General features: G+C 70.7%; 26 protein-coding genes. 9 read left to right on the top strand and 17 right to left on the bottom strand.

The window, feature by feature from the left end; genetic code table 11:
• Nucleotides 1-135 precede the first annotated feature (135 nt).
• From IE142_RS23545 to IE142_RS23530, 4 genes are all read right to left on the bottom strand, one after another.
• Nucleotides 136-846, bottom strand: coding sequence for a hypothetical protein (locus IE142_RS23545; protein WP_191887595.1), 711 nt, complete (start codon nt 844-846; stop codon nt 136-138).
• The gene (locus IE142_RS23540) at nt 833-1,645 is read right to left on the bottom strand and encodes a hypothetical protein (protein ID WP_191887594.1); all 813 of its coding nucleotides are present in this window, start codon (nt 1,643-1,645) and stop codon (nt 833-835) included. The genes IE142_RS23545 and IE142_RS23540 overlap by 14 nt, the downstream gene beginning before the upstream one ends.
• Before the next feature lie 238 nt (nt 1,646-1,883).
• Nucleotides 1,884-2,213 (bottom strand): hypothetical protein, encoded by a 330-nt coding sequence (locus IE142_RS23535; protein ID WP_191887593.1) that lies wholly within the window; start codon nt 2,211-2,213, stop codon nt 1,884-1,886.
• 18 nt (nt 2,214-2,231) lie between these two features.
• Nucleotides 2,232-3,518 carry an aromatic ring-hydroxylating oxygenase subunit alpha gene (locus tag IE142_RS23530; protein ID WP_191887592.1) on the bottom strand — a complete coding sequence of 429 codons (1,287 nt, stop codon included), beginning with the start codon at nt 3,516-3,518 and terminating at the stop codon, nt 2,232-2,234.
• A gap of 213 nt (nt 3,519-3,731) precedes the next feature.
• Between IE142_RS23530 and IE142_RS23525 the strand changes: the two genes are divergently transcribed.
• From IE142_RS23525 to IE142_RS23515, 3 genes are read left to right on the top strand one after another with little or no spacing between them, the layout of a single operon-like run.
• The gene (locus tag IE142_RS23525) at nt 3,732-5,042 is read left to right on the top strand and encodes a cytochrome P450 (RefSeq protein WP_191887591.1); all 1,311 of its coding nucleotides are present in this window, start codon (nt 3,732-3,734) and stop codon (nt 5,040-5,042) included.
• The gene (locus IE142_RS23520) at nt 5,039-5,230 is read left to right on the top strand and encodes a ferredoxin (protein WP_191887590.1); all 192 of its coding nucleotides are present in this window, start codon (nt 5,039-5,041) and stop codon (nt 5,228-5,230) included. Before IE142_RS23525 ends, IE142_RS23520 begins: the two co-directional genes overlap by 4 nt.
• Before the next feature lie 25 nt (nt 5,231-5,255).
• Nucleotides 5,256-5,561, top strand: a complete 306-nt coding sequence (locus IE142_RS23515; protein ID WP_191887589.1) for a DUF1330 domain-containing protein — start codon at nt 5,256-5,258, stop codon at nt 5,559-5,561.
• A 64-nt stretch (nt 5,562-5,625) separates the two neighbouring features.
• Here the strand turns inward: IE142_RS23515 and IE142_RS23510 are convergent, their stop codons facing one another.
• On the bottom strand, nt 5,626-7,077 hold the full coding sequence (locus IE142_RS23510) for an MFS transporter (RefSeq protein ID WP_191887588.1): 1,452 nt from the start codon (nt 7,075-7,077) through the stop codon (nt 5,626-5,628).
• Between the two features lie 198 nt (nt 7,078-7,275).
• Between IE142_RS23510 and IE142_RS23505 the strand changes: the two genes are divergently transcribed.
• Nucleotides 7,276-7,707, top strand: coding sequence for a MarR family winged helix-turn-helix transcriptional regulator (locus IE142_RS23505; RefSeq protein WP_191887697.1), 432 nt, complete (start codon nt 7,276-7,278; stop codon nt 7,705-7,707).
• Between the two features lie 102 nt (nt 7,708-7,809).
• On the opposite strand, the gene IE142_RS23500 is transcribed toward IE142_RS23505, so the two are convergent.
• Genes IE142_RS23500 through IE142_RS23475 form a run of 6 tightly spaced genes read right to left on the bottom strand, consistent with a single transcriptional unit; the run spans nt 7,810 to nt 13,361 of the window.
• The gene (locus IE142_RS23500; RefSeq protein WP_191887587.1) at nt 7,810-9,111 is read right to left on the bottom strand and encodes an amidohydrolase family protein; all 1,302 of its coding nucleotides are present in this window, start codon (nt 9,109-9,111) and stop codon (nt 7,810-7,812) included.
• Between the two features lie 29 nt (nt 9,112-9,140).
• Complete coding sequence (locus tag IE142_RS23495) at nt 9,141-9,458, bottom strand: hypothetical protein (RefSeq protein ID WP_191887586.1); 318 nt, start codon at nt 9,456-9,458, stop codon at nt 9,141-9,143.
• Nucleotides 9,424-9,843: a hypothetical protein gene (locus tag IE142_RS23490; RefSeq protein ID WP_229830812.1), complete on the bottom strand. Its 420-nt coding sequence runs from the start codon at nt 9,841-9,843 to the stop codon at nt 9,424-9,426. Before IE142_RS23490 ends, IE142_RS23495 begins: the two co-directional genes overlap by 35 nt.
• Complete coding sequence (locus IE142_RS23485; protein WP_191887585.1) at nt 9,840-10,559, bottom strand: ABC transporter ATP-binding protein; 720 nt, start codon at nt 10,557-10,559, stop codon at nt 9,840-9,842. Before IE142_RS23485 ends, IE142_RS23490 begins: the two co-directional genes overlap by 4 nt.
• Nucleotides 10,560-10,561: 2 nt before the next feature.
• Nucleotides 10,562-11,272 (bottom strand): ABC transporter ATP-binding protein, encoded by a 711-nt coding sequence (locus tag IE142_RS23480; protein ID WP_229830810.1) that lies wholly within the window; start codon nt 11,270-11,272, stop codon nt 10,562-10,564.
• On the bottom strand, nt 11,253-13,361 hold the full coding sequence (locus IE142_RS23475) for a branched-chain amino acid ABC transporter permease (protein ID WP_191887584.1): 2,109 nt from the start codon (nt 13,359-13,361) through the stop codon (nt 11,253-11,255). Before IE142_RS23475 ends, IE142_RS23480 begins: the two co-directional genes overlap by 20 nt.
• 107 nt (nt 13,362-13,468) lie before the next feature.
• On the opposite strand from IE142_RS23475, the gene IE142_RS23470 reads away from it, so the two are divergent.
• The 4 genes from IE142_RS23470 to IE142_RS23455 are packed head-to-tail and all read left to right on the top strand — an operon-like array spanning nt 13,469 to nt 16,579.
• Nucleotides 13,469-13,885, top strand: coding sequence for a nuclear transport factor 2 family protein (locus IE142_RS23470; protein WP_191887583.1), 417 nt, complete (start codon nt 13,469-13,471; stop codon nt 13,883-13,885).
• A complete protein-coding gene (locus IE142_RS23465) occupies nt 13,882-14,976 on the top strand; it encodes an acyl-CoA dehydrogenase family protein (protein ID WP_191887582.1) in 1,095 nt (364 codons plus the stop codon). Before IE142_RS23470 ends, IE142_RS23465 begins: the two co-directional genes overlap by 4 nt.
• 6 nt (nt 14,977-14,982) lie before the next feature.
• On the top strand, nt 14,983-15,771 hold the full coding sequence (locus IE142_RS23460; RefSeq protein WP_229830809.1) for an acyl-CoA dehydrogenase family protein: 789 nt from the start codon (nt 14,983-14,985) through the stop codon (nt 15,769-15,771).
• A gap of 10 nt (nt 15,772-15,781) precedes the next feature.
• The gene (locus tag IE142_RS23455) at nt 15,782-16,579 is read left to right on the top strand and encodes an acyl-CoA thioesterase (RefSeq protein WP_191887581.1); all 798 of its coding nucleotides are present in this window, start codon (nt 15,782-15,784) and stop codon (nt 16,577-16,579) included.
• A gap of 54 nt (nt 16,580-16,633) precedes the next feature.
• Here IE142_RS23455 and IE142_RS23450 read toward each other — a convergent pair whose 3' ends face one another.
• A complete protein-coding gene (locus IE142_RS23450) occupies nt 16,634-17,767 on the bottom strand; it encodes a thiolase family protein (protein WP_191887580.1) in 1,134 nt (377 codons plus the stop codon).
• Nucleotides 17,760-19,202 carry a class I adenylate-forming enzyme family protein gene (locus IE142_RS23445; protein ID WP_191887579.1) on the bottom strand — a complete coding sequence of 481 codons (1,443 nt, stop codon included), beginning with the start codon at nt 19,200-19,202 and terminating at the stop codon, nt 17,760-17,762. The genes IE142_RS23450 and IE142_RS23445 overlap by 8 nt, the downstream gene beginning before the upstream one ends.
• 53 nt (nt 19,203-19,255) lie before the next feature.
• Between IE142_RS23445 and IE142_RS23440 the strand changes: the two genes are divergently transcribed.
• Complete coding sequence (locus IE142_RS23440) at nt 19,256-20,023, top strand: SDR family oxidoreductase (RefSeq protein WP_191887578.1); 768 nt, start codon at nt 19,256-19,258, stop codon at nt 20,021-20,023.
• A 253-nt stretch (nt 20,024-20,276) separates the two neighbouring features.
• On the opposite strand, the gene IE142_RS23435 is transcribed toward IE142_RS23440, so the two are convergent.
• The 4 genes from IE142_RS23435 to IE142_RS23420 are packed head-to-tail and all read right to left on the bottom strand — an operon-like array spanning nt 20,277 to nt 24,274.
• Entirely contained in the window at nt 20,277-21,320 is a 1,044-nt protein-coding gene (locus IE142_RS23435; protein ID WP_191887577.1) for a CaiB/BaiF CoA transferase family protein, read from the bottom strand.
• Entirely contained in the window at nt 21,317-22,273 is a 957-nt protein-coding gene (locus IE142_RS23430) for a TIGR03564 family F420-dependent LLM class oxidoreductase (RefSeq protein WP_191887576.1), read from the bottom strand. Before IE142_RS23430 ends, IE142_RS23435 begins: the two co-directional genes overlap by 4 nt.
• 1 nt (nt 22,274) lies before the next feature.
• The gene (locus IE142_RS23425; RefSeq protein ID WP_191887575.1) at nt 22,275-22,697 is read right to left on the bottom strand and encodes a cobalamin B12-binding domain-containing protein; all 423 of its coding nucleotides are present in this window, start codon (nt 22,695-22,697) and stop codon (nt 22,275-22,277) included.
• Nucleotides 22,697-24,274, bottom strand: a complete 1,578-nt coding sequence (locus IE142_RS23420; RefSeq protein ID WP_191887574.1) for a methylmalonyl-CoA mutase family protein — start codon at nt 24,272-24,274, stop codon at nt 22,697-22,699. The genes IE142_RS23425 and IE142_RS23420 overlap by 1 nt, the downstream gene beginning before the upstream one ends.
• Nucleotides 24,275-24,280: the final 6 nt, after the last annotated feature.

Raw genomic sequence — 24,280 nt, 5'->3', positions numbered from 1 at the left:
GGGGGCAGTTCTATGCTGCGAGCCTTCGTCGAAGTCGACCGGGCCACCATGGGCACCCCGAATGCCTCGCCGCCGAACTCGGCGCATACGCCCGCCTCCACCACGCTGAGCGGCCCGCCCCGCCCACCGGTTTGTCTACACGCGCTCCAAGACGATCAGATAGATCGCGTTGGGTGGCAAGTCGACGATCTCGGTGTGGGTCCTGCCGGGCCTGATGATCCTCTTGTCGACCATCTGAAGCTCTGCCTTGGCCGGATCGGCGAAGTAGTTGCTCGTCGTCTGGTCGATCCGGTACATAAGCCGGCGGACCGGACCGTGCCTGAGGTCCGAGGGCATCCGGGACATGTCGATGATGGCCCGGTAACTGCGGTCGTTCACGTGCTGCCAGTTCCAGACCATGAGGGACGCGCCGGTCCGGTCCTTCGACGCCAGCGCGTAGACGCCATTGTCCCCTTCGAGGCTGTCCTTCGAGACGGCGGGCACCCGGGTGTCCTTCATCCTCGACTGCATCAGCAGCATGTTCCCATACGGAGTGAAGGTGTTGGCGGCCGGTCCGTACGGCGTGCGAGTCACCAACTGGTCCTTGCGTTCCTCGACGCGGTGCCGAACACACCAGTTGAACATGTAGGTGTCTGGCTGGTTCGCGAACAGGTAGCCGTAAGTGGCCATGCCGGCCGCCTGCCGAATGTAGTCCTTCTCGGGATCGGTGTCGTCGTGGGCCGGACCGGGATAGATGCCCGTCTCGGTGACATAGCTCGGTATGTCCCGGCGGATGCGGCGCTCCTCCAGCCATCCGCGTAGGGTCTCCCGCTGTGACGTCACCACTCTCAGGTCACCGTTGTACATCGTCGGAACCTGGTAGTTGTCGTCCCAAGCGAGGTAGGCGTGATACGAGAGGAAGTCCAGACGCAGGGTCCATGTGCATCAGCGCCGGTCCGCCGAGCTGGAGCCGGTCGGCACGCCGGAGGTGCCTGTTGACCTGATGGACGGCCTCGTAGTACGGCTCGTAGAAGCGGTACAGATCGCCGGGTTGCAACGTCGTTTGGTCCGCCGGGCGTCCCTGCTGGCGCTGCTGTCCGTGGAACTGCCAGTCCGGCTCGTTGAACGCCTCGACGTACTTGACGCGGGGGTACTTCTCCTTGATCCTCTGCAGGATCAGTCTGAGCATCGGCTCCAGGTCCTGCATCGGCCGCTTGCCCTCGACGAAGTCCGTCGGGTTCAGGTTGATCAGCAGCGAGTCGGACACCGTACTCGCCTCGGTGAGATAGGCGTCCAGCCTGGAGAAGTCGCAGGTCCGGGTGTTGAGGTCGCACTGGTTGAAGACGTTGTCCGCGGCAGAGGCATTGGAACTGCTGACCCACACGCGGTAGACGTCGCCGTGCAGCCCCTGCTTGTTCAGGAATTTCACGTCGTCGGCACGTTGCTTGGGCCATGCCGTGACGTTGCCGAAGTTGTTCAGCCGCTCCGGACGCGGCAGTTCGCCCTGCCGCGAGCCGAAATCGACAGATACCTTCGCTGAGGCGGAAGACGCGTGCGGCTCATCGGCCTGCGCCGCGACGGGCTGAACCGACGTAGTGACGAGGAGTGCGGCGATCGCTGCCGCTCCCAGCCCCCGCCTGATGGGGCACCTTCTGGTTGTCCGCATCTGGACACAACCTCACTAGCGCGTGAGACAGGGACAGACCTGCGCCGCGCCAAGGAGACGGGAACCGGCACCTCCCCGGCGCGATGGCCGCATAGGTCTTCGCCGAAGGCCGCGGCCTCCGCGCACCCCGGGAAGCGCCCAGCAGCGCCTGGCGTAGAGGTAAGCGTAGAGGGCAAGACGCCAGCGGCCCGCCAAGTGAGCCTACGGGCGGGTCTCGGCGCCACCGTGCAGAGCCCGGTCAAACCGTCGGCTCGACGATCGCGTCGATGCTGGAGGCGCCCGAGTCGGGCACCCGGGGCTGGCGCCACGCTTCCACGGAGAAGGCGACGGTCACCAGCGAGCAGAACAGCCACAGCAGGCGCTTGTCGGGCTCGGAGATGCCCTCCATCGGAGTCTTCTCCAGGTAGGCGGTGCCGGACTTCAGGAGAGGGAAGGCGACGTCGTAGAACGCGTCGAGCTCGTCCATCGTGCTGGAGATCCGCTTGGCGTAGCGGGCCTTCTCCGTCGGGATCGCCCAGTCGACGAACGGGTCCAGGGCCTCGAAGCCCTCGGGGAATGCACTGGCCATGGTGGGGTCCTCCTCGGGTCAGGACGCTGCCGGGGCGCCGGACGTGCGGCGCTGGTACTCGCGGACATGCTCCTCGGCGGAGCGGTGGAGGTGCCGCAGGAGTACTTCCTGGTCGTTCAGCGGGAAACGGGTGACCGTGCCCGACTCGAGCATGGTCTGGGTCGCTTCCAGCGTGTTGCCGTCCTGGAGGCCGTACTCCTTGAACGACACGGCGGCCAGCTCCTGCTGAAGTCGCTCGTAGGCATTCTTGGGCGGGACGAAGTAGCACGTCCCCTCGAAGATGTGCGTGTTGTACGACGTCGGCCAGTAGTGGTACGTGAGAACCCAGTTCGGCCGCCAGACGAGCAGCATGAAGTTGGGGAAGAAGACGAAGGAGTCCATGCCCCAGCGCGGGTCACGCGTGGGGTTGATGGCCGGCGGCAGTTCCTCGGTGGTCATTCCGATGTCCGGCGCGTCCCACGGGCCGAACAGACCACTGCGCAGCGCCGCCTCGATGGGCTTGACCATCTCGCGGTCGTGCGGCGGGGCGATGCCGCCCCAGGACGACACCATGCTGTGCGGGCCGTCGATGTCGTAGTGGAGCCCTTCGTATCCGTACTTGGCGATCCGGCGGGCCTGGTCGGGCGTGTACTGGCCGGAGTGAAGGATCGGCGCGTGGTAGAACTCGGCGAACGCGTCGATGAAGAGCTTCCAGTTGCTGCCGATCTCGGCGCGGTACTTGTGCACCTGGGTCAGCTTGTGGAACGGGTACCCCTCGATGCCCTTGGCCAGGTCGCCCAGGTACTCCCGAAGTGGCGTGGGGTTCCCGGTGTCGAGGTTGACGAAGACGAACCCTTCCCACACCTCGGCCCGGACCTGCTTGAGACCGTAGTCCGACTTGTCCAGGTCGAAGAACTCGCCCTCCTGCTGGACGAAGGCGAGCTTGCCGTCCAGGTCGTAGCGCCAGGCGTGGTACTTGCACGTGAACTGGCGGCAGACGCCGCTGGTCTCCTCGCGGGGGAAGTCGTTCCAGACGAGCTTGTTGCCGCGGTGCCGGCACACGTTGTGGAAGGCGCGCACCTCGCCGTCGGTGCCGCGCACCACGATGACGGAGGTGCGAGCGGCGTCCAGCTCCTTGGTGAAGTAGCTGCCCTTGCGCGGGAGCTGCTCGACGCGCCCGACGTTGAGCCAGGTGCGTTTGAAGATCGCCTCCCGCTCCAGTTCGTAGTGCTCGGGCGAGGTCGAGTCGGCGTAGGAGACCGGCTCGGTGTCGACCTTGAGATGCTTGGTCCAACTACCCTCTTCGGGCTTCTTGAAATGCGCCATGGGATCGGGTCCTCCAGTTGACGTCGCCGCTCGCACATCTCGCTCGGTAACTTCAGTCTCTTGCTACGAGAACGGTATTCTCTTTTTTGCGCAACAGTCAAGAACGCTGTATCGACTCTAAGGATGGTTCCTCGGTAAGACTCTTCTCCATCAGAGAGATGCGGGCTATCGTCCCGGTTGACCGGGGCCAGACGAGGGAGGCGTTCTCACTCCATGACGGACCATGACGCGATCGACTTCTTCCGGGACGACGCGCTCGTCGCGGATCCCTACCCCTACTTCGATCACCTGCGGGCGCGGTGTCCACTACAGCGCGAACCACACCACGACGTGGTCATGGTGACCGGCTATGAAGAGGCGGTGCAGATCTACAACGACCACGAGACGTTCTCGTCGTGCACGTCGGTCACCGGCCCGTTCCCCGGGTTCCCGGTCCCCCTGGAAGGGGACGACGTCAGTGAGCTGATCGCACGGCACCGCGACGAGCTGCCCATGAGCGACCAGTTGCCCACCCTCGACCCGCCCGTGCACACCGCGCATCGCGCCCTGCTGATGCGCCTGATCACGCCCAAGCGCCTCAAGGAGAACGAGGCCGCCATGTGGCGCATCGCCGACGGAGTCCTGGACGACTACCTGGCCCGGGGTGAGGGGGACCTCGTCCGCGGCTTCGCGGGCCCCTTCACCATGCTCGTCATCGCCGACCTGCTCGGTGTGCCCGAGGACGATCGCGTTGAGTTCCGGGCCAGGCTCCAGGGCCCCGAGACGCACCGGGCCGGTATCGGCAGCACCAGCGAGGAGGCACTGGAGCAGTCGCCCTTGGATTTCCTCTACGGGCGGTTCACCACGTACATCGAGCAGCGCCGCCGCGAGCCACGCGAGGACGTCCTGACGGGGCTGGCCACCGCAACCTTCCCCGACGGCTCGATCCCCGAGGTCGCCGACGTCGTCCGTGTCGCCGCCAACCTGTTCGCGGCGGGCCAGGAGACGACCGTCCGCCTGCTCGGCTCGGCGCTGCGGACCCTCGCCGAGCGTCCCGAGCTGCAACGGCTGCTGCGGACCGAACGCCGGCGCGTCCCCGCGTTCATCGAGGAGTCACTGCGCACGGAAAGCCCGGTCAAAGGCGACTTCCGACTGGCGCGGACGGCCACGACGGTGGGCGGAGTCGATCTTCCGGCCGGCACCACGGTGATGCTCGTCAACAGCGCCGCGAACCGCGATCCGCGCCAGTTCACCGATCCCGGGGTCTTCGACCTCGAGCGGGCCAACGCCCGGCGGCACATCGCCTTCGGTCGCGGCATCCACAACTGTCCGGGCGCGCCGCTGGCCCGGGCCGAGGCGCGAGTGGCGATCGAACGCCTGCTGGACCGCACGACGGACATCAGGATCTCCGAGCGGTCGCACGGGCCGGCAGGCAACCGCCGCTACAGCTACGTCCCGACGTTCATCCTGCGCGGGCTGACCGAACTGCACCTCGAGTTCGACACCGTCAGGGCCGCCGACAGCACCGGGAGCGAGGCGCGATGAAGGTCACGGTCGACGACGACCGCTGCCGCGGGCACGGGGTGTGCTGTGGCATCTGTCCCGAGGTCTTCGACCTGAGCGACGACGGGTACTCCATGGTGCTGCTGACCGAGGTCCCCACCGAGCACGAGCAGTCCGTGCGCAGGGCCGCCGCCCTGTGCCCCGAGCGCGCCATCACGACGACGGGTTGACGACCCGCGCGGCGAAGGAGATCCGATGCCCAAGGCGTACGTCATCATGACCGAGGCCATCAGACACGAGGAGGGCATGGCCGCCTACGGCAAGGTCTCCGCAGCGTCGATGACCGGGGCCGGCGCCCGTGTCCGGGCCGTCGACCCCCGCCCCCAGATCCTGGAGGGCGAGTGGCACGGCGACCGGACGGTCATCGTCGAGTTCGACTCGGTGGAGGCGGCACGAGCCTGGTACGAGTCGGCCGGTTACCAGGAGGCGATACCGCTCCGCCAGGCCGCGGCCGTCACCAACGCCGTCCTCGTCGCCGGCCTGTCACCGCGTCTCGGGTGACCCCCCGTACACGTCAGGGCCCGGTGGCCGCAGCCGGACGCTGCGCACCGGGCCCCGTAACGGTTCAGACGCGGGCCGGAGCCTCCTCCGCGGAGGCCGGCTCCTCACCGGCACGGTTCCCCTCGCCGCGGATGGCGGGGATCATGACCGCGACGGCGGCCGACACGAGCGCCACGCCGCAGCCGATCATCAGACCCGTGCGGAAGCCGTCCTCGGAGGCGAGCGTGTGGCCGCCCATGGTGATGGTCATCTGCGCCAGGACGACACCGATCACCGCCGAGCCGATCGTCGTGCCGAGCGAGCGCATGAGGGTGTTGAAGCCGTTGGCCGCCGCCGTCTCGGAGACCGGGACGGCACTCATGATCAGGGCGGGCATCGCGCCGTAGGCGAGGCCGACGCCGCTGTTGATGACGATGCCGACGATCATCAGGCCCCAGGCGGACCCCATGAGCACGAGCGCGAGCCCGTAGCCGGCGGCCATCACCAGCGCTCCGAGGACCAGGGCGACCTTCGGACCGCGCGCGTTGATCAGCTTCCCGCCGAGCGGGGAGACGATCATCATCATCACGCCGCCGGGCGCCATCCACAGGCCGGTCGCCAGGATCGACTCGCCCAGACCGTAGCCGGTGGCCTCGGGGAACTGGAGCAGCTGCGGCGCGATCAGCATGAAGGCGTACATCCCGACACCGATCAGGATGGAGGCGCCGTTGGTGAGCAGCACGCGCGGGCGGGCGGTGGTGCGCAGGTCGACGAGCGGGTCGCCGGTGCGCAGCTCGTAGAGGCCCCAGACGAGCAGGGCCACGACCGCCAGGACGAACAGGCCCAGCGTGGTGCCCGAGGTCCAACCCCAGTCGCCGCCCTTGGAGATGGCCAGGAGCAGGGAGACCAGGCCGATGGCGAGACCGATGGCTCCGGGGGCGTCGAAGCGCTGGCCCTTGGCGGCGGCGGGCACGTCCGGGATGACGAAGTAGATCAGCGCGCCGATCAGCAGGGCGAGCCCGGCCGAGCCCCAGAACAGCACGCGCCAGTTGGCGTACTGGGCCACGGCGGCGGCGATGGGCAGGCCGAGGGCACCGCCGATGCCCATGGAGGCGCTGACCAGGGCGATGGATCCGCTCAGCTTCTCCTGCGGGACGACGTCACGCAGGAGGGCGATTCCCAACGGCACCATGCCCATGCCCATGCCCTGCAGACCACGTCCGATGATCATCGGCAGGACGGACGAGGAGAGCGCGCAGACCACCGAGCCGATGACCAGGGGCACGGCGCAGACCAGCAGCATGCGCCGCTTGCCCACCAGGTCACCGAGGCGCCCGGAGACCGGGACGCACACGCCCGCGACGAGGAGCGTGACCGTGATCACCCACGCCGCGTTGGAGGGCGTCGTGTCCAGTATCCGGGGCAGATCCGCGATCAGCGGGGTCACCAGGGTCTGCATGATCGCGGCGACGGTGCCCGCCAGGGCGAGTGTAGCGACGACGCCGTTCGAGCGGGTGGTCGGCTGAGGGCCGTCCATGGTGGAGCTCCTCTGAGAATCGTCAACGGAGGCACCTCGCGTCGGGCGCCATATGCATCATACACATGTTGTGTATCCACCACATTTCATGTGCGATGCATATGATGGACGGGAAGCGAACTCTCGGGAGTCGCGGCACGGAGGGAGACGGCAGTGGACACGGCAGGCGGGGCCACGGACCGGGTCGAGTTCGAGCAGATGCTGCTGGGCCGGTACATGCACCTGCACAAGGGCAAGGGCCGCCGTACCGGCGGTGTCCTGGACCGCAGCGCGTACATTCTGCTCAGCCGCATCCGCGTGGAGGGCCCTATGTCGATCGGGCAGCTCGGCGACGCCTTCGGACTGGACGTCTCCACGCTCAACCGGCAGACCGCCGCAGCGATGCGCGCGGGCCTTGTCGAGCGCATCCCCGACCCCGGCGGGGGCATGGCCCGCAAGTTCCGCATCACCGAGGAGGGCGAACGGCGCCTCGACGAGGAACGCACGGGCGTCGTCGCCAGCCTTGACCGCATCATGGCCGACTGGCCGGAGGAGGACATCGCGGCGTTCGCCGACTACCTCCAGCGGTTCAACTCCGACATCGAGCGGCTGCACGGGATGCCCTGGCCCCGTCCGCAGGAGGTGGTCTGACTTCCCCATGTGCCGCCGGGCCGGCACGGCCCTCCGCCATGAGCCCACGCGAAACCGGCCCGGCGCCTTCGCGGGACCGGACCGGTCCGTTCGGCTCGGAACTCAGTCGCGCGCCGCCGCCAGGGCCGCCTCCGCCTTCCTGCGGTAGTTGGCCAGCTTCTCCAGCGGAGCGACGGCCGCCTGCTTGCTGCGGGGCTGGACGGACACATCGTGTCCCTCGGCGGCCTTGCGCAGCGCACCCACCGTGGCCTGCTCGCGCGGCACGTGCGCGAACGGGTCGAAGGAGTACCAGCGCATCGCGTTCTCGTGGGTCATCTTGTTGATCTCGTCGTCCGGCACGTTGTTCGCCGTGAGCACCTCGTGCAGCTCTTCCGGGGCGTTGGGCCACATGGAGTCGCTGTGCGGATAGTCCGCCTCCCAGCAGATGTTGTCGACGCCGATGTCGTGCCGGAGCTTCACGCCGACGGGGTCGGAGATGAAGCAGGTCAGGAAGTGCTCGCGGAACACCTCCGACGGCAGCTTGCCGCCGAAGTCCTGGAGGGTCCAGGTGGCATGCATCTCGAAGGTGCGGTCGATCCGATCCAAGAAGTACGGGATCCAGCCGGTGCCACCCTCGGACAGCGCGATCCTGACGCTCGGGTACTCCTTCAGGACGCGGGACCAGATCAGGTCGGCCGCCGCCTGGACCAGGTTGATCGGCTGGAGGGTGATCATGACGTCCGGCGGGGCGTCGGGGGCGGTGATGGCGAGGCGCCCGGAGGAGCCGATGTGCAGGTTCATCACCGTGCCGCAGTCGGTCAGCGCCCGCCACACCGGGTCCCAGTACTCCGTGTGGAAGCTCGGGTAACCGAGCGGGACCGGGTTCTCCGGGAAGGTCAGCGCGTGGCAGCCCTTTTCCGCGACCCTCCGGATCTCCTGGGCGCACAGCTCGGCGTCCCAGATCGCCGGCAGCGCCATGGGGATGAACCGTCCGGGGTGGGCGCCGCACCACTCGTCGATGTGCCAGTCGTTGTAGGCGCGCACCAGGGCGAGGGAGAAGTCGGAGTCCTCGGTGGCGAACATGCGGGCGGAGAAGCCGGGGAAGGAGGGGAAGTTCATCTGGGCCAGGACGCCGCCGGCGTTCATGTCGGCGACCCGCTCGTCGACGTCGTAGCAGCCGGGCCTGATCTCGGCCAGGCCCTGCGGCTCCATGCCGTACTCCTCCTTGGGACGCCCGGCGACCGCGTTGAGCGCGACATTGCCGACGGAGTTGTCCCGGAACTGCCAGACGTCGGTGCCGTCGTCTCGGTGGACCAGGCGCGGGGCGTCCTTCTTGTAGCGGGCCGGCAGATGGTTGGCGAAGATGTCGGGCGGCTCGATGATGTGGTCGTCGACGCTGATCAGGATCATGTCGTCGCGGTCCATGAGGACCCTCCTCGGGGCTCGGTCTCGGTTCAGTCGGAGGCGGGCAGCGCCTTCGGCGCTTTGATGGTCAGCGGTTCCCCTGCGTAGGCGAGGTGGCCGGGGCCCGACGCGGTACAGAGGAGTTCGAGGGTGTCGGCCGGGTCCACGTACCGTTTGCCGATCAAGGTGCCCGTGGCCTCCCCGGCCGGGGCGGGGACGGGTGCCTGATCGGCGGGGACCATCGGGCTGCCGCCGCACTCGATCGGGCCGGCGGCCTGCTGCGGGGCCCGGATGACGATCACCCGTGTGGTGCCGGTGGCCGAGGCGAGCTGGTCACCGGGGCGCGGGGTCGGTGCGGGGGACGCCATGGCGTGGATCTCCTTCCGGAAGAGGGTGGGTCGGGAGTGTCGTGGTGAGCCGCTCCCCCAGCAGTTCCAGGTCGTAGGACTGGCGGGCCAGCCAGAAGCGCAGGAAGCCGGTGAGCGAGTAGCGCAGGAAGAGGGCCGCGCCCACCACCGCGGCGGCGATCCCGCCGAGGCCGACGGCAAGGGCGTCGCCCTGGGCGAGCGAGTTGTCCGTGCCGTGGGCGAGAGGGAAGGCGACCGCGCCGAGCACGAGCCCCACGGCCATCAGCAGACCGCCGAGACGGAGCCACAGGGCGGCGCGCGCGGCGGCGGGGTCCGGGATCTTCAGCTCGGCGAGTTCGCGGGCGAACCGTTCCGCGCGTGGTCGCGGTGCGGGGCTGGACGTCATGGGGCGCTCCCCAGGTAGTAGGAGGAGAGTTCGGCGTGCAGGGACCTGTCGGGAGGCCCCTGCCACGGGATCCGGCCGCGGGCCAGGACGGCGGCGTGGTCGGCGATCTTCAGCACGGCAGCGGCGAACTGTTCGACGATCAGGACCGCGACGCCCTCCCGGGCGATGTCCGCGACCCGTTCGTACAGGTCCGCCACGACCAATGGGGCCAGGCCCATGGAGAGTTCGTCGAGCAGGAGGACGGCGGGGTCGGTCGTCAGTCCGCGGGCGAGGGCGAGCATCTGCTGCTCGCCGCCGGACAGGGTGCCGGCCGCTTGGGTGCGGCGGTCGCCGAGGACGGGGAAGCGGGCGTAGGCGGCGTCCTCGATCTCTTCCCGGGTGCGGCCCGTGAAGGTCATCATCCAGAGGTTGTCCCGCACCGAGAGGTTGGGGAAGACTCCGCGCCCCTCGGGGATGAGGCAGACGCCGGAGCGGGCGAGGTCCCCGGCGCGGGCGCCGGAGACGTCTCGGCCGCCGAGGTTCAGCCGGCCGGCGCTGGGCGGGTGGACTCCGGCGGCCACGTTCAGCGTGGTGGTCTTGCCCGCCCCGTTGGGGCCGAGCAGTGCCACGACCTGGCCGGCGTCGACCGTGAGGTCCACGCCGTGCAGGACGGTGATGCCGTCGTACGCGGCGCGCACACCGCTCAGTTCGAGGAGCGGTCCGCCGATGGCGCCCATGGTCATTCCTCCCCCAGGTAGGCCGCGAGTACCGTTTTGTCGTGCCGGATCCGCGCGGGCGGGCCGCTGGCGACGACGGTGCCGAGGTCGAGGACGTGGACCTCGTCGCAGACGGTCATCACCAGGCTCATGTCGTGTTCGACGAGGAGTACGGCGGTGCCCTCCGCGGCGAGGGAGCGGAGCAGGTCGGCGAAGCGGCCGGTCTCCTCGGTGTCCTGGCCTGCGGCGGGTTCGTCGAGGAGCAGGACCTTCGGTTCCAGGACGAGCGCGCGGGCGACCTCGACGAGCCGGGCCACGCCGGTGGGCAGGGCGTCGGCGGGCGCGTCGGCCTGGTCCGTCAGTCCCAGGCGGTCCAGGACCCGGTCCGCCGTACGGGCCGCCTGGAGTCGGCCGGGGCCGAGTTCGGCGGCGACGAGGAGGTTGTCGCGGACGGTGAGGCGTCCGAACAGCTCCAGGTGCTGGAAGGTGCGGAAGAGTCCGCGTCGGGCTCGGCGGGCCGGGCTCTCCCGGGTGATGTCGTGTCCGTCGAGCAGGACCCGGCCGGTGAGCGGCCGGCGCAGTCCGGAGATGACGTCGAACAGGGTGCTCTTCCCCGCTCCGTTGGGTCCGATGAGTCCGGTGACGCGGCCCGCTTCCGCGGCCACGGTCACCGTGTCCAGGGCGCGGCGCCCTCCGAAGGAGACGCTCACCTCCTCAGCTCGCAGCAGTGGCACGGCTCAGCACCTCCCCGTCCTCGGGCTTCCACGGTCGGCGCAGGCCCCACCACTCCACGGGGATGTCCGGGGCCGGTTGTCGCCGCGCGGAGGCGCGGGCGTTGAGCGACAGGGCTGCCACGAGGGCCGCCACGAGGGCCAGGCCGCCGTTCACCGCGTTGGTGGCGGCGAGCAGCCAGCACAGGGCGAGCACACCGAGCAGTGCGCGGAACAGGGTCCGGTCGCGGGCGAGTTTCGCCCACTCGGCGTGCATCCGGGGGGCCACTCCGGCCGGACTGTGCGCGAGGCCCATCCCGGCGAGTGCGATGAGCAGCGTCGAGAGGTCGTGGGCCCAGCTGCCGAGTTCCGCGAACAGCTGCGTCGGGACAACGAAGGCAAGCCCGGCAAACAGGCCCGTTCCCACGGCTCCGAGCCCTCCGATGACAGCGATGAGGAAGATCGGCAGGCCGGCGACGAGGTTGAACTGCTCGGCGGTGACGGTCTGCAACTGCATGCCGTAGAGGGCCCCGCCGAGGCCGGCGAGCCCGGCCGACAGGGCGAAGACGGCCACTTTGGCGCCGAGTAGGCGCCCACCGAGGGTGGCGAAGGCGGCCTCGCTGTCGCGCAGGGCGATCAGCCGGCGGCCGATGCGGCCTCGGCGCAGCGCGGCCACGGCGAGCGAGGCGAGCGCGAGGAGGACGGCGGCCAGCAGCAGCAGTTGGGTGGGGGAGGTGAGGTGCCAGCCGAACAGATCGGGGCCGGTGACCGGCACGGAGCCCTGGTCGAACAGGGTGACGCGCACACCGAACACGTCGAAGGCGGGGAGGGTGAAGACCCAGCGGTCGAGGATGACGGCGAAGGCGGCAGTGCCGAGCGCCAGATAGACGCCAGAGAGGCGCAGCGCGGGAAGGGCGACGAGTGCTCCCACGCCTGCCGCGATCAGCACGGCGACGGGCAGCGCCCACAGCTCGCCGTGCGCGCCGAGGTGGCCCCACACCACGGCGCCGATGCCCGCGATGGACAGCTGGCACAGCGAAATCTGTCCCGTGAAGCCGGCCAGCGGCACGAAGGACAGGGCGATGACGCCGAGGGAGAAGACCGCGCCGTAGGAGATGATCGCGTCCTCGGTCAGGACGGTGACCAGGACGACCGCGAGGAGCACGACGCTGCCCGCGAAGACGAGGCTGCCGCGTGCGGTGGGCAGCGGTACGCGGACCAGTCGGCGGTCGCGGCCGCGCAGCCGGCGGTGCGGGAAGGCGAGCAGCGCCAGGAGGAGGAGCAGGGCGGGGGCGGCCAGGCGAAGGCCGGGCAGGAAGTCGTTCCGCGGCAGGTAGCCGGCGAGGTAGGCCTCCAGCAGGCCGACCACGACCGCGCCGAGGAAGGTGAGCGGCAGGCTGCGCAGTCTGCCGAAGACGGCGGCGGTGTAGGCGCTGACGATCAGTAGGGAGAGCTGCTGGGCGTCGAGGGCGACGGTGGGTGCGATGAGGATGCCGCCGACGGCGGCTAGCTGGATGCCGAGTGTCCAGGCGAGGCGGCCGGCCCGCAGCGGGTCGGCGCCGGTCAGGCCGGCCAGGGCGCGGTCGTCGACCGAGGCGCGCATCTCCGTGCCGGCCCGGGTGCGGTGCAGCAGGAACCACAGTGCCGCGGCCACGGCGACCGCGACGGCCATGGTGACTGCCTGGTGCCAGGTCATGGAGGCGGGGCCGAGCCGGATGGCGGAGCGGTCGGCGAAGAACGGGGCGAGAGGCCGGGCGGTGTTGGGGTCCCAGACCCAGCGGGCCAGCGCGATGCATCCGGTGAGCAGGGCCACCGTCATGACGAGGCGTTCGGCCTCGCCGAGGGCCTGGACCGGGCGCATCAGCACCCGCTCGACGAAGAGGCCGAAGGCCGGCGCGAGGACGAGCAGCACGGTGGCGAGGGCGAGCGGCACCGGCCATTCCCAGCCGACGGCGAGCTGCCAGTAGGAGAAGGCCGCGAGCATGCCGGCCGCGCCGTGGGCGAAGTTGAAGACGCCCGCCGTGGTGTGGGTGAGTACCAGGCCGCTGCCGATCACGGCGTAGATCGCGGCGGTGCTCAGGCCCACCACCGTGAAGGCCAGGAATTGATCCATGGCTTGGAAACTAGCTTCTCCCTATTGGAGAATCAACCATCCGTACACGATACTCATCAGCGAGAATCCCATTCTCATTCCGAACGGACGACGAGAGAGGCGGCCCCGTGAGCCCTACCGACGACCTGGTGGAGATCGAACAACTCCTCGCCCGCTACGCGGTCGCCATGACCCGCGGTGACGTGGACAGGGTGCTCGGCGTGTTCACCTCGGGCGGCAGTTACAGCGCGTTCGGCGACACCTATCCGCTCGACGAGTTCCCCGCGTTGATCGCCGCGGCCCCCAAGGGACTGTTCCTCGTGGGTTCCCCGGCGATCGAGCTGGACGGCGACACGGCCACCGGCACCCAGCCGCTGTGTTTCGTCGAGCACTCGGAGCACGCCCTGCGCGTCGGCTACTACAACGACACGTATGTGCGGACGGCCGAGGGGTGGCGGTTGCGCACCCGTGCCATGACCTTCATCCGGCGCAGCGGCGACCACGACTCGGGCCGGCCGCACGCCTTCGAGCGCACGCGCTCATGAACACTGCCGACTTCAGGCGGGAGTTGCGGGTCTGGCTCGACGCCCACGACCTGGCCCCCGGCGACGATCACGGCCTCGACGCCCAGGTGGCCCAGCTCGCCCGGGTCCGCCGGGCGCTGTGGGAGGCGGGGTGGATGCGCCACGGCTGGCCCCGCGAGGTCGGCGGGCTGGGCGGGCCCGGTGTCCTGCGGGCGGTGCTCGGCGAGGAGATCGCCTCGCGCGACCTGGCCGAACCCGGCATCTGGTCGATGGTCGAGGTTCTGGTGCCCACGTTGATCGACTACGCGCCGCCGGCGCTGGCCGCCGACATGGTGCCCCGGCTGCTGAGCGGCCGGGAGCAGTGGTGCCAGGGCTTCTCCGAGCCGGGCTCGGGCAGTGACCTGGCCTCGCTGAGCACACGGGCCACGCGCGACGCGGACGACTGGGTGGTGTCCGGGCAGAAGGTGTGGACGAGCCTCGCCCAGTACGCCGCCCGCTGTGTCCTGCTGGCCCGCACCGGCGGACCGGGCCACGACGGCATCAGCGCCTTCCTGGTCGACATGGACTCCCCCGGCATCACCGTCCGCCCGCTGCGCACCATTCACGGTGTCGACGAGTTCGCCGAGGTCTTCCTCGACGACGTCCGCGTCCCGGGCGACCGCCTGCTCGGCGCGCCGGGTGACGGCTGGAAGCTGGCCATGGACCTCCTGCCGCACGAGCGCTCCACCTGCTTCTGGCACCGGATCGCTCATCTGCACAGCCGCCTGGACCGGCTGCTTGCGGACGGCTGCGAACCGGACGCCGACTCCCTCGGCGCCGCCTGGCTCGACCTGCACACGGCACGCTGCCGCTCGGCGCACACCCAGCGGGCACTGGCAGAGGAGGGAAGGCTGGGGCCGGAGACGTCCGTGGACAAGATCCTCCTGGCCACCGCCGAGCAGCGGCTCTTCGACACCGCGCGCGACCTGCTGCCCGGCGCCGTCGAGCTGACGGACGCGGGAACGTGGCGCACCGAGTACCTCTACTCGCGTGCGGCCACCATCTACGGCGGCACCGCGGAGATCCAGCGCAACATCGTCGCCCGCCGCCTGCTGGGCCTCGGAAAGGAGTGACCGCTCGTGGACGCCGACGAACGCGAACTGCTGGAGCAGACCTTGCGCAAGACGATGACGGGCACCTCGGGCACCGGCCTGGACACCGCCCTCGCCGACCTCGGCTGGACCCAGATGCTCGCCGAGGAACCGGACACGGCGGTCCCCCTGGTCTTCCGCCTGCTCGGCGAGACCGGCGCGCACGCCTCCGTTCTCAATGACGTGGTCCTGCGTGAGACGGGAGGCCCGCCGGGCCGGACACCGGCGCTGCCGTACACGGGCGGGCTGTGGGTGGAGTGGGTACGGGACGGCGACGCGGGCGACCGTCCGCTGGACCCCGGGCTGCCGCTGCGGCGCGTCGCCGAGGGCGGTCCCGTTCCCCTGGCCGGCGGGCGCCGGGCGCTGGGCTGGTGGCTGCTCGGGACCGGGCGGACGATGCTCGCGCTGGCCCGCCGCCACGTCCTGGACCGGCAACAGTTCGGACGCCCGCTCGCCTCGTTCCAGGCGCTGCGTCACCGCCTGGCCGAGACACACGTCGCCCTGGAGGGCGCCGAGGCGGCCCTGACGGCCGCCGGGGACGACGACACGTCCCCCCTCCTCGCCAAGGCGGCGGCAGGCCGGGCCGCGCTCACCGCCGCACGCCACTGCCAGCAGGCGCTCGGCGGAATCGGCTTCACCGCCGAACACGAGCTGCACCTCCACGTCAAACGCGCTCTGGTCCTGGACGGACTGCTGGGCTCAGCCCGCGACCTCACCCGCGAGGCGGGGACGCTGCTGCTGCGCGAGGGCCGCACCCCGCGCCTCGTCGAACTGTGAGGAGCGTCAGGTGCCCACCGATCTCTGGCACGACCTGCTCGGCTGCCTCGATCTGACGGCCGTGGACGAGCACACCTACGAGGGCCCCTCACAGCGGCTGGAGTACCGTCGGCTGTTCGGCGGACAACTGCTGGCCCAGTTCGCCCGCGCTGCGGCCCGGTCCGTGACCGGCAAGGACCTCAAGTCCCTGCACACCCAGTTCCTGCGCGAGGGCCGTACTGGCGAGCCGGTGAGCTACGAGACCGACGTACCGCAGCAGGGCCGTACGTTCGCGACCGTGCGGCTCGTCGCACGGCAGCGGCACGGGGTGATCGCGGTGGCGAACGCCGGCCTCCACGCGTGGGAGGAGGGCCCGGAACGCCAGACGACCGACCCGCCCCCCGCACTCCCCGGCCCGGAACACCGGGTGGACCTCGCCCTGCTGCCCTGGGAGTCACGAGCGGCGACCGACCTCGACACCGAGAAGGCCGAGCCGCCCGTCCACGAGCTGTGGACCCATGTCCCGAGAGCACCGAGGGCCGCCGCGCCCGCGCTCGTCGCGTACGCGACCGACCTCACGCCGATCGGCACCGCGCTGCGGCCGGTGCCCGGAGTGACGCAGACGGACTCCGGTACGGCGTTCGTCTCGGCCGTGACGGCGCACACCGTGTGGTTTCACCGGCCGTTCGACACGGGACGGTGGTTGCTGCTGCGCCAGCACAGTCCGCTGGCCGCACACGGGCGGTGTTTCGGACGCGGGGACGTGCTGACGGAGGAGGAAGCACTGATCGCCTCCTTCGCCCAGGAGGCGCTGTTGCGGTTCGTCTGAACGTGCGCGCGGGGGTGCCCGGACCTCGGGGTCCGGGCACCCCCGCGCGCGCTTTCAGGGTGCGGGAACCTCCAGGACCAGCGCGGAACCCATCCCCCCGCCCGCGCACATGGCCGCGACGCCCACTCCCCCGCCCCTGCGGCGCAGTTCGTGGACGAGGGTGACGACCATACGGGCGCCGGTGGCCGCGACCGGGTGCCCGAGGGAGCAGCCGCTGCCGTTGACGTTCACGGTGTCCGGATCGAGGCCGAGGCGGTGGACGGCGGCGACGGCGACGGAAGCGAAGGCCTCGTTGATCTCGAAGAGGTCGACGTCGGACACGGTGAGGCCCGCCCGTCCCAGTGCCTTCGGGATGGCCTGCACGGGGGTGAGGCCGGTCTCGGCGGGGTCGAGGGCGACGGAGGCCCAGGCGCGCACGGTGGCCAGGGCCGGCAGCCCGAGACCCGCGTCCGCCACCGCCACGGCGGCCGCCGCGTCGTTGGCGCCGCAGGCGTTTCCGGCGGTGATGGAGAAGCCCTCGATCTCGGGGTGGAGCGGTTTGAGGGCGGCGAGGCGTTCCGCGCTGGTGTCGCGGCGCGGGTGTTCGTCCGCCTCGAAGGGGCCGTGTGCGGTGTCGACGGGCACGGTCTCGTCCTTGAAGCGCCCTTCGTCGAGGGCGCGCACGGCGTTGCGGTGCGAGCGCAGCGCCCACGCGTCCATATCCTCGCGGCTGATCCCGGCTCGCACCGCGGTGTTCCAACCCACCGTGATCGACATGTCGAGGTTGGGCGCGTCGGCCCGGTCCGGGTGGGACGGCGGCACCCACGGGCCTTCGACACCACGGAAGAACAGCTTGGGCGCGGTGGACGCGGAGTTGACGCCGCCGGCGAGAACCAGCCGGTCCATGCCAGCCCGTACCGAGGCGGCGGCGGTCTGCACCGCCGCCAGCCCTGCCGCGCAGTGCCGGTTGAGGGCGAGTCCCGGTACATGCGGCAGTCCCGCGGTCAGCGCGGCGTGACGGGCGACGACTCCGCCGCCGTAGTGCGACTCGGCGAGGATCACGTCGTCCACCAGACCGGGATCGAGGCCTTCGGCCACCGTCGCGACGATGCGGTCGGCGAGTTCGTGGGCTGTCGTGTCGCGCAGGCTGCCCTTGAAGGCGGTGCCGATGGGGGTGCGCAGGGCGGCGACGAGCACGGCGTCAGGCATCGGTGGTCTCCTCCGGTTCGGCGAGCTCGGCCACGAGGGTGCGGCGCAGCAGCTTGCCCGTGGCGGTGCGGGGCAGTTCGGAGCGGAAGACGACGGTGTCCGGGGTCTTCGAGGAACGCAGGCGGCGCTTGGCGAAGGACCGGATCTCCTCCGGATCGCCGGCACCGACGAGCACCGCGACCAGCCGCTGGCCCCACTCGGGGTCCGGCAGGCCGAGCACGGCGGCCTCCTCTATGCCCGGGTACTGAAGCAGGACATCCTCGATCTCGGCGGGGGCGATGTTCTCGCCGCCCCGGATGATCGTGTCGTCCGCGCGGCCCTCGAGGAACAGGTAACCGTCCTCGTCCAGCCGCCCGCGGTCCCGGGTGGCGAACCATCCGTCTCCGTCACCGGAGTCACCCGCGCCCTCGTACTCGCCGGATATCTGGGCGCCGCGCACGAGGACGAGCCCGGTGTCCCCCGGCTCCAGCGTCTTGCCGTCCTCGTCACGGATCTCGACCTCGACACCGGGCAGTGGCCGCCCCACCGAGCCCAGTCGCGCGTGCACCGCCGGGTCCTCGGACGCGACCGCACGCCGGTGGTCGTCGGGGCCCAGAACGCAGACGGACGAGGCGGTCTCCGTAAGCCCGTAGGCGTTGACGAAGCCGGTGTCCGGGAACTGACGCAGGGCCCGTTCCACCACCGGACGCGGGCAGCGCGCGCCGCCGTAGGCGAGGTTGCGCAGGGTAGGGGTCTCGGCCCGCGCTTCACCCAGTTCGACGGTCAGGCGCGCCAGCATGGTCGGGACCACCATGGCGTGGGTGACGCCCTCGCGGCGTACCGTGGCCAGCCAGTCGGCCGGCTGGAAGACGCCCTGGTAGACGACGCGGCGTCCCGCATACAGGTTCGTGAGCAAGTTCATCAGGCCGGCGACGTGGTACGGCGGCAGCGCCACCAGGCTGGCGTCGCTCGGTTCCGCCGATCCGAAGTCCTGGGTGTTGAAGACGTAGGCGAGCAGGTGGCGGTGGCGGAGCAGGGCGGCCTTGGGGGCTGCGGTGGTGCCGCTGGTGTAGAGGACGACGGCGACGGATTCCGCGTCCTGCGGGGCGGGCAGCCACTCGGCCTCGCCTGAGGGAGCCAGCAGTGCGTCGAGGTCGGCCGGGTTCAGTACCTCAGCCCCGGGATGCCGCGCGACCAGCGCGCCCAGTTGCTGCTCGCCGAGGCGGTAGTTGAGGGGGACGAAGGGAATTCCCGCCAGTGCGGCGCCGAACAGGGCGACCGGGTAGGCGAGGTGGTTGGGCCCCAGGTAGAGGACCGCGGTGCGGCCACGGAAGCGGTCGGCCGCGTGGCGCGCCAGGCGCTGGAGTTCGGCGGCGGAGAGCGTGCGGCCATCTTCTGTGACGGCCGGCCGATCCTCCGCCGAGGCGGCCATTTCCAGGATCACGGCTATGTTCATGAGAATGGCATTCTCCTACACTCAGATCCACACTTTCAAGTGGAGGGAACGTCATGAACATCGACGGTTGTGCGGCGTTGGTGGTAGGCGGGGCGGGCGGGCTGGGCGAGGCCACCGTCCGGCGACTGTGTGCGACGGGCGCCCGGGTGGTGGTCGCCGACCTCGCCGACGACAAGGGCAAGGCCCTGGAGGCGGAGCTCGGAGTGCGCTACGTCCGCACCGACGCCACCGACGAGGACTCCGTCCGGGCGGCGGTCGAAGAGGCGGTACGGGCCGGGGATCTCCGGATCGCGGTGGACTGCCACGGGGGGCCCGCGAGCGGTGGCCGCGTGGTCGGCAAGGACGGCTTCCCTCTGGGTCTGGAGGGCTTCCGCACCACCGTCGACGTCTACCTGACCGGGGTGTTCAACGTACTGCGGCTCGCCGCCGCGGCCATCGCGCGCACGGCACCCTTCGGCGAGGACGGCGGACGCGGCGTCGTCGTCACCACGTCGTCCATCGCCGCGTACGAGGGGCAGATCGGCCAACTGTCCTACGCCGCGGCGAAGGGCGGCGTGACCGCGATGACACTGGTCGCCGCCCGTGACCTGTCGCCCCTCGGCATCCGCGTCGTCTCCGTCGCTCCGGGTACCGTCCTCACGCCGGCGTACGGGAAGGCCGGCGACCAACTGGAGGCGTACTGGGGTCCCCAGGTACCGCATCCGCGGCGAATGGGACGGCCCGAGGAGTACGCCGCGCTGGTACAGCACCTGTGCGAGAACGACTACCTCAACGGAGAAGTCGTCCGTCTGGACGGGGCGTTGAGATTCCCTCCGAAGTAGCTCGTTCCAGCGCGGCGCGGTTTTCACGGTCGTCCTTGGTGCAGCGTACGCACGGAGATGCCGTGGTGGGCGGTGGCGGCGGCCGGCCACCAGCGCCGAACGGAGCCCGGCTCCGCGGGACCTGAGGAGCGGACAGCTCCGGGGGAGGGATCCCAGGTTCAGGTCGAACGGGGTGCCGGAGCCGGTCTCGGCGGACAGCGGTTACCCAGCAGGGCGACCGGGTGCCGACCGGACACAATGCGGTGGGCGGTGATCAGGTGCGATCCCCGTGCTCTCCGAGCCGCGGCGGCGGGCCGTACTCCGGCTCGTACCCGGCGATGCGGAACGGGCTGCCCACCAGCCGGCGACCACCTGACTCGGCCACTGTCTCCGGTGCCTCGGCGAGGGCCTCGGGCAGGGTGCGCACGGCGCCCGCCGGGACCCCCAGCGGGCGCAGCCGGGCCTCCCAGTTCGTCGCCGTGTCCGCGGCCAGGGCCTTCGTCACGGCGGCGACGACCTCGCCGCGGTGGGCGGCCCGTTCGGCCATCGTGGGGTAGCCCTCGATACCCGCCTCCGTGGCGAACGCGCGCCAGAAGCCGTCGTGGGTGATGAACAGGGCGAGGTGGCCGTCGGCGGTCGGGAAGAGCTGTGCGGGGACGTAGTAGGCGTGGGCACCGCCGAGGCGGCGCGGGGGTGCGCCGTCGTTGAGCCAGGCGGCCGCGTGGTAGTTGAGCTGGGAGAGCATCACGTCGCGCAGGGAGACGTCGACCTGTCCGCCGCGCCCCGAGACGACCTGTGCCAGCAGGCCGAGCGCGGCGGCGAGGCCGGCCGAGTTGTCCGCGGAGGAGTAGCCGGGCAGCTGGGGCGGGCCCTCGGGCTCGCCGGTGAGCGCCGCGATGCCGGTGGCGGCCTGGATGACGTAGTCGAACGCGGGCTGGTCACCGGCGTCCATGCCCCAGCCGGTGAGGGCGACGCACACCAGCCGTTCGTTCCAGTGCTTCAACGCCTCGTAGGTGAGGCCGTAGCGGTGGACGGCCGACGGCTTGAGGTTGACCAGGAGGGCGTCAGCACCCCGCACCAGCTCGTGCAGGCGCCCCTGGCCCTCCGGAGTGGCCAGGTTCAGGCGGACGGAGCGTTTGCCCCGGTTGAGGCTGGCGAAGTAGGCGTCGGAGACCTGACGGGACAGGTCTCCGCCGGGCGGTTCGACCTTGGTGACCTGTGCGCCCAGGTCGGCCAGCAGCATGGTGGCGTACGGCCCGGCCAGGATGTGTCCGACCTCCAGGACGCGCAGCCCGGACAGGGGCCCCGGACCGCTCACCGGAAGTCCGCGGCGATCGCCGCCACCGCGTCCCGGGTGCGGAGCTTGGAGGCGACCAATTCCTCGCGTCCGCTGCCGATGGGCAGCAGGCGTACGGCCAGGTCGGTCACGCCCGCCTCCGCGAACCGCTGGAATCGGGCCCTGATGGCGGCTTCGTCGCCGGCCGCGCACAGGTCGCCGACGTCACGGGCGTCGCCGTGTTCCATCAGGCGCTGGTAGTTGGGTGACACCTCGGCCTCGCCGAGGATGCGGTTGGCGCGCTCTCGGGCCGCGTCGACCTCGTGCGGCGCGCACAGGCAGACCGGGATGCCGGCGACGACGCGGGGTGCCGCACGTCCCGCTTCCCGCGCCGCCTTGGTGATCGCCGGGACGACGTGGTCGGCCACCGTCCTCTCGTCCGCCAGCCAGAGCACGGTCCCGTCGGTGAGCGCCCCCGCGATCCGCAGCATCACCGGGCCCAGCGCGGCCAGCAGGACCGGCAGCGGGGCAACCGGACCCACGGTAAAAGGGTTGTGCACGCGGAAGACGTCGTTCTCGACGTCCACGGATGCCGCCCCGCCGACCGCCGCGCTCAGGACCTCCAGGTAGGCGCGGGTGTACGCGGCCGGCTTCTCGTAGGGGAGGCCGAGCATGTCGCGGACGATCCAGTGGTGGGAGGCGCCTACGCCGAGGGCCAGGCGTCCACCGGCCGCCGCGTGCGCGGACAGGGCCTGGCGGGCCAGGGCGACGGGGTGCTGGGCGTGCACCGGCACGACCGCCGTGCCCAGTTCGATGCGGGAGGTGGCCCGCCCCATCAGGGTCACGGCCGTCAGCGCGTCGAAGTCGGTGGGCACCTGCGGTACCCACACCGTGTCGAATCCGGCTTCCTCGGCCCAGCGGGCGTCGTCGACCATGCGGTCCGCCTTGTAGGCGGCGTCGCCCCGTTCGGGGCCGCTCATCACTCCGACTCGCATGTCATTCCTCAGAGGTCGAAAGGGCTTCGGGGGCGGCTGTCAGGGCGCGGATCTCGGCCACGAGGGAGTCCAGGGCCGTTCCCGTGGGGAACACGGCGGCGGCCCCGGCGTCGTACAACAGGTCCACGTCCCCGCTGGGGATGGTGCCGCCGACCACGACAGGGATGTCGTCCGCGCCGACCGCGCGCAGGGCCTCCAGCGTGCGGCGGGTCAGCGCGAGGTGGGCACCGGACAGGATGGACAGGCCGACCAGGGCCACGTCCTCCTGTACGGCGGTGGCCGCGATGTCGTCGACACGGCGGCGGATGCCGGTGAACACCACCTCGAACCCAGCGTCCCGCAGCGCGCGGGCGACGAGTTTCGCCCCGCGGTCGTGCCCGTCGAGTCCGGGCTTGGCGACGAGGACGCGTACCGGCGGCGCCATCAGAACACCACCGGCTGCCGGAACTCGCCCCACACCTCGCGCAGGGCGCCCGCCATCTCGCCCACGGTGCAGTAGGCGTTGGCGCAATCGATCAAAGGGCCCATCAGGTTGGTGTCTCCTTCGGCGGCGTGTTTCAGGGCGTCGAGTCGGGCGCGAACGTCGGCGTTGCCGCGTTCCGCCTTGACCCGCGCGAGCCTCTTGAGCTGCCGATCCCGGCCCTCGGCGTCCAGTTCGTAGGTGGCGAGGTCGGGCGGGGGCTCCTCGGCGGTGAAGCGGTTGACGCCGACCACCGGCCGTGCGCCGGAGTCGACCTCCTGGTGCAGCCGCCACGCCTCGTCGGCGATCAGGGTCTGCAGATAGCCGTCCTCGATACAGCGCACCATGCCGCCGTGCGCCTCCAGGTCGGCCATGATCCGTTCGATGCGCTCCTCGGTCGCGTCGGTCAGTGCCTCGACGAAGTACGAGCCGCCCAGCGGGTCGGCGACGCTTGTCACGCCCGTCTCGTGCGCCAGGATCTGCTGGGTGCGCAGGGCGAGGGTGGCCGACTCCTCGCTGGGCAGGGCGAACGGTTCGTCCCAGGCGGCGGTGAACATCGACTGGACGCCGCCGAGGACGGAGGCGAGCGCCTCGTAGGCGACGCGGACGGTGTTGTTGCGGGCCTGCGGCGCGTACAGCGAGGCGCCGCCGGCCACGCAGCCGAAGCGGAACATGCACGCCTTGTCGGTCTTCGCCCCGAACCGCTCCCGGACCAGGGTGGCCCAACGCCGCCGCCCTGCGCGGTACTTGGCAACCTCTTCGAAGAAGTCGCCGTGGGTGTAGAAGAAGAAGGAGATCTGCGGGGCGAACTGGTCGATGGTCATGCGGCCGCGTGCGAGCACGGTCTCGCAGTACGTCACTCCGTCGGCGAGGGTGAACGCCATCTCCTGCACGGCGTTGGCGCCCGCGTCCCGGAAGTGCGCACCGGCGACCGAGATGGCGTTGAAGCGGGGCACCTCGGCGGCGCAGAACTCGATGGTGTCCGCGATGAGCCGCAGCGACGGCTCGGGCGGCCATATCCAGGTGCCGCGGGAGGCGTACTCCTTGAGCACGTCGTTCTGGATGGTGCCGGTCAGCCTCTCGCGCGGGATGCCGCGCCTCTCGGCGGCGGCGACGTAGAAGGCGAGCAGGATGGCGGCGGTGCCGTTGATGGTGAAGCTGGTGCTGATGCGGTCCAGGGGGATGGAGTCGAAGAGGATCTCGGCGTCGGCGAGGGTGTCGAGGGCCACGCCGACGCGTCCGACCTCGTCCGTGTACTCGGGGTCGTCGGAGTCGTACCCGCACTGCGTGGGCAGGTCGAGCGCGACCGACAGTCCGGTGCCTCCCTGGTCCAGGAGGTAGCGGTAGCGGCGGTTGGACTCCTCGGCGGTGCCGAAGCCGGAGTACTGGCGCAGGGTCCAGGTGCGACCCCGGTAGCCCGTGGGGTAGTTGCCTCGGGTGAAGGGGAAGGCACCGGGGGGCGGAGGATCGGCGAGCCGGTCCTCCGGGCCGTACAGGGGTTTCAGCGGAATGCCGGAGGCGGTGCGGGCGTCGTCGGTCATGACGGG

This window comes from Streptomyces mutabilis, assembly GCF_014649815.1.
Classification (GTDB): domain Bacteria; phylum Actinomycetota; class Actinomycetes; order Streptomycetales; family Streptomycetaceae; genus Streptomyces; species Streptomyces mutabilis.
The sequence above is the reverse complement of the archived record's forward strand: the minus strand, read 5'-3'. Positions and strand labels throughout refer to the sequence as shown.

Excerpts from the sequence above, each read along its gene's own strand:
- IE142_RS23430 (WP_191887576.1), bottom strand. The coding sequence starts at position 22,273 with ATGCGAGTCGGAGTGATGAGCGGCCCCGAACGGGGCGACGCCGCCTAC.
- IE142_RS23535 (WP_191887593.1), bottom strand. The coding sequence starts at position 2,213 with ATGGCCAGTGCATTCCCCGAGGGCTTCGAGGCCCTGGACCCGTTCGTC.
- IE142_RS23485 (WP_191887585.1), bottom strand. The coding sequence starts at position 10,559 with ATGGGCGCCATCGGCGGACCGCTCCTCGAACTGAGCGGTGTGCGCGCC.
- IE142_RS23420 (WP_191887574.1), bottom strand. The coding sequence starts at position 24,274 with ATGACCGACGACGCCCGCACCGCCTCCGGCATTCCGCTGAAACCCCTG.
- IE142_RS23530 (WP_191887592.1), bottom strand. The coding sequence starts at position 3,518 with ATGGCGCATTTCAAGAAGCCCGAAGAGGGTAGTTGGACCAAGCATCTC.
- IE142_RS23495 (WP_191887586.1), bottom strand. The coding sequence starts at position 9,458 with ATGGCGTCCCCCGCACCGACCCCGCGCCCCGGTGACCAGCTCGCCTCG.
- IE142_RS23475 (WP_191887584.1), bottom strand. The coding sequence starts at position 13,361 with ATGGATCAATTCCTGGCCTTCACGGTGGTGGGCCTGAGCACCGCCGCG.
- IE142_RS23525 (WP_191887591.1), top strand. The coding sequence starts at position 3,732 with ATGACGGACCATGACGCGATCGACTTCTTCCGGGACGACGCGCTCGTC.
- IE142_RS23520 (WP_191887590.1), top strand. The coding sequence starts at position 5,039 with ATGAAGGTCACGGTCGACGACGACCGCTGCCGCGGGCACGGGGTGTGC.
- IE142_RS23505 (WP_191887697.1), top strand. The coding sequence starts at position 7,276 with ATGCTGCTGGGCCGGTACATGCACCTGCACAAGGGCAAGGGCCGCCGT.
- IE142_RS23425 (WP_191887575.1), bottom strand. The coding sequence starts at position 22,697 with ATGGCGCCGCCGGTACGCGTCCTCGTCGCCAAGCCCGGACTCGACGGG.
- IE142_RS23465 (WP_191887582.1), top strand. The coding sequence starts at position 13,882 with ATGAACACTGCCGACTTCAGGCGGGAGTTGCGGGTCTGGCTCGACGCC.
- IE142_RS23445 (WP_191887579.1), bottom strand. The coding sequence starts at position 19,202 with ATGAACATAGCCGTGATCCTGGAAATGGCCGCCTCGGCGGAGGATCGG.
- IE142_RS23500 (WP_191887587.1), bottom strand. The coding sequence starts at position 9,111 with ATGGACCGCGACGACATGATCCTGATCAGCGTCGACGACCACATCATC.
- IE142_RS23450 (WP_191887580.1), bottom strand. The coding sequence starts at position 17,767 with ATGCCTGACGCCGTGCTCGTCGCCGCCCTGCGCACCCCCATCGGCACC.
- IE142_RS23440 (WP_191887578.1), top strand. The coding sequence starts at position 19,256 with ATGAACATCGACGGTTGTGCGGCGTTGGTGGTAGGCGGGGCGGGCGGG.
- IE142_RS23510 (WP_191887588.1), bottom strand. The coding sequence starts at position 7,077 with ATGGACGGCCCTCAGCCGACCACCCGCTCGAACGGCGTCGTCGCTACA.
- IE142_RS23490 (WP_229830812.1), bottom strand. The coding sequence starts at position 9,843 with ATGACGTCCAGCCCCGCACCGCGACCACGCGCGGAACGGTTCGCCCGC.
- IE142_RS23540 (WP_191887594.1), bottom strand. The coding sequence starts at position 1,645 with ATGCGGACAACCAGAAGGTGCCCCATCAGGCGGGGGCTGGGAGCGGCA.
- IE142_RS23515 (WP_191887589.1), top strand. The coding sequence starts at position 5,256 with ATGCCCAAGGCGTACGTCATCATGACCGAGGCCATCAGACACGAGGAG.
- IE142_RS23545 (WP_191887595.1), bottom strand. The coding sequence starts at position 846 with ATGTACAACGGTGACCTGAGAGTGGTGACGTCACAGCGGGAGACCCTA.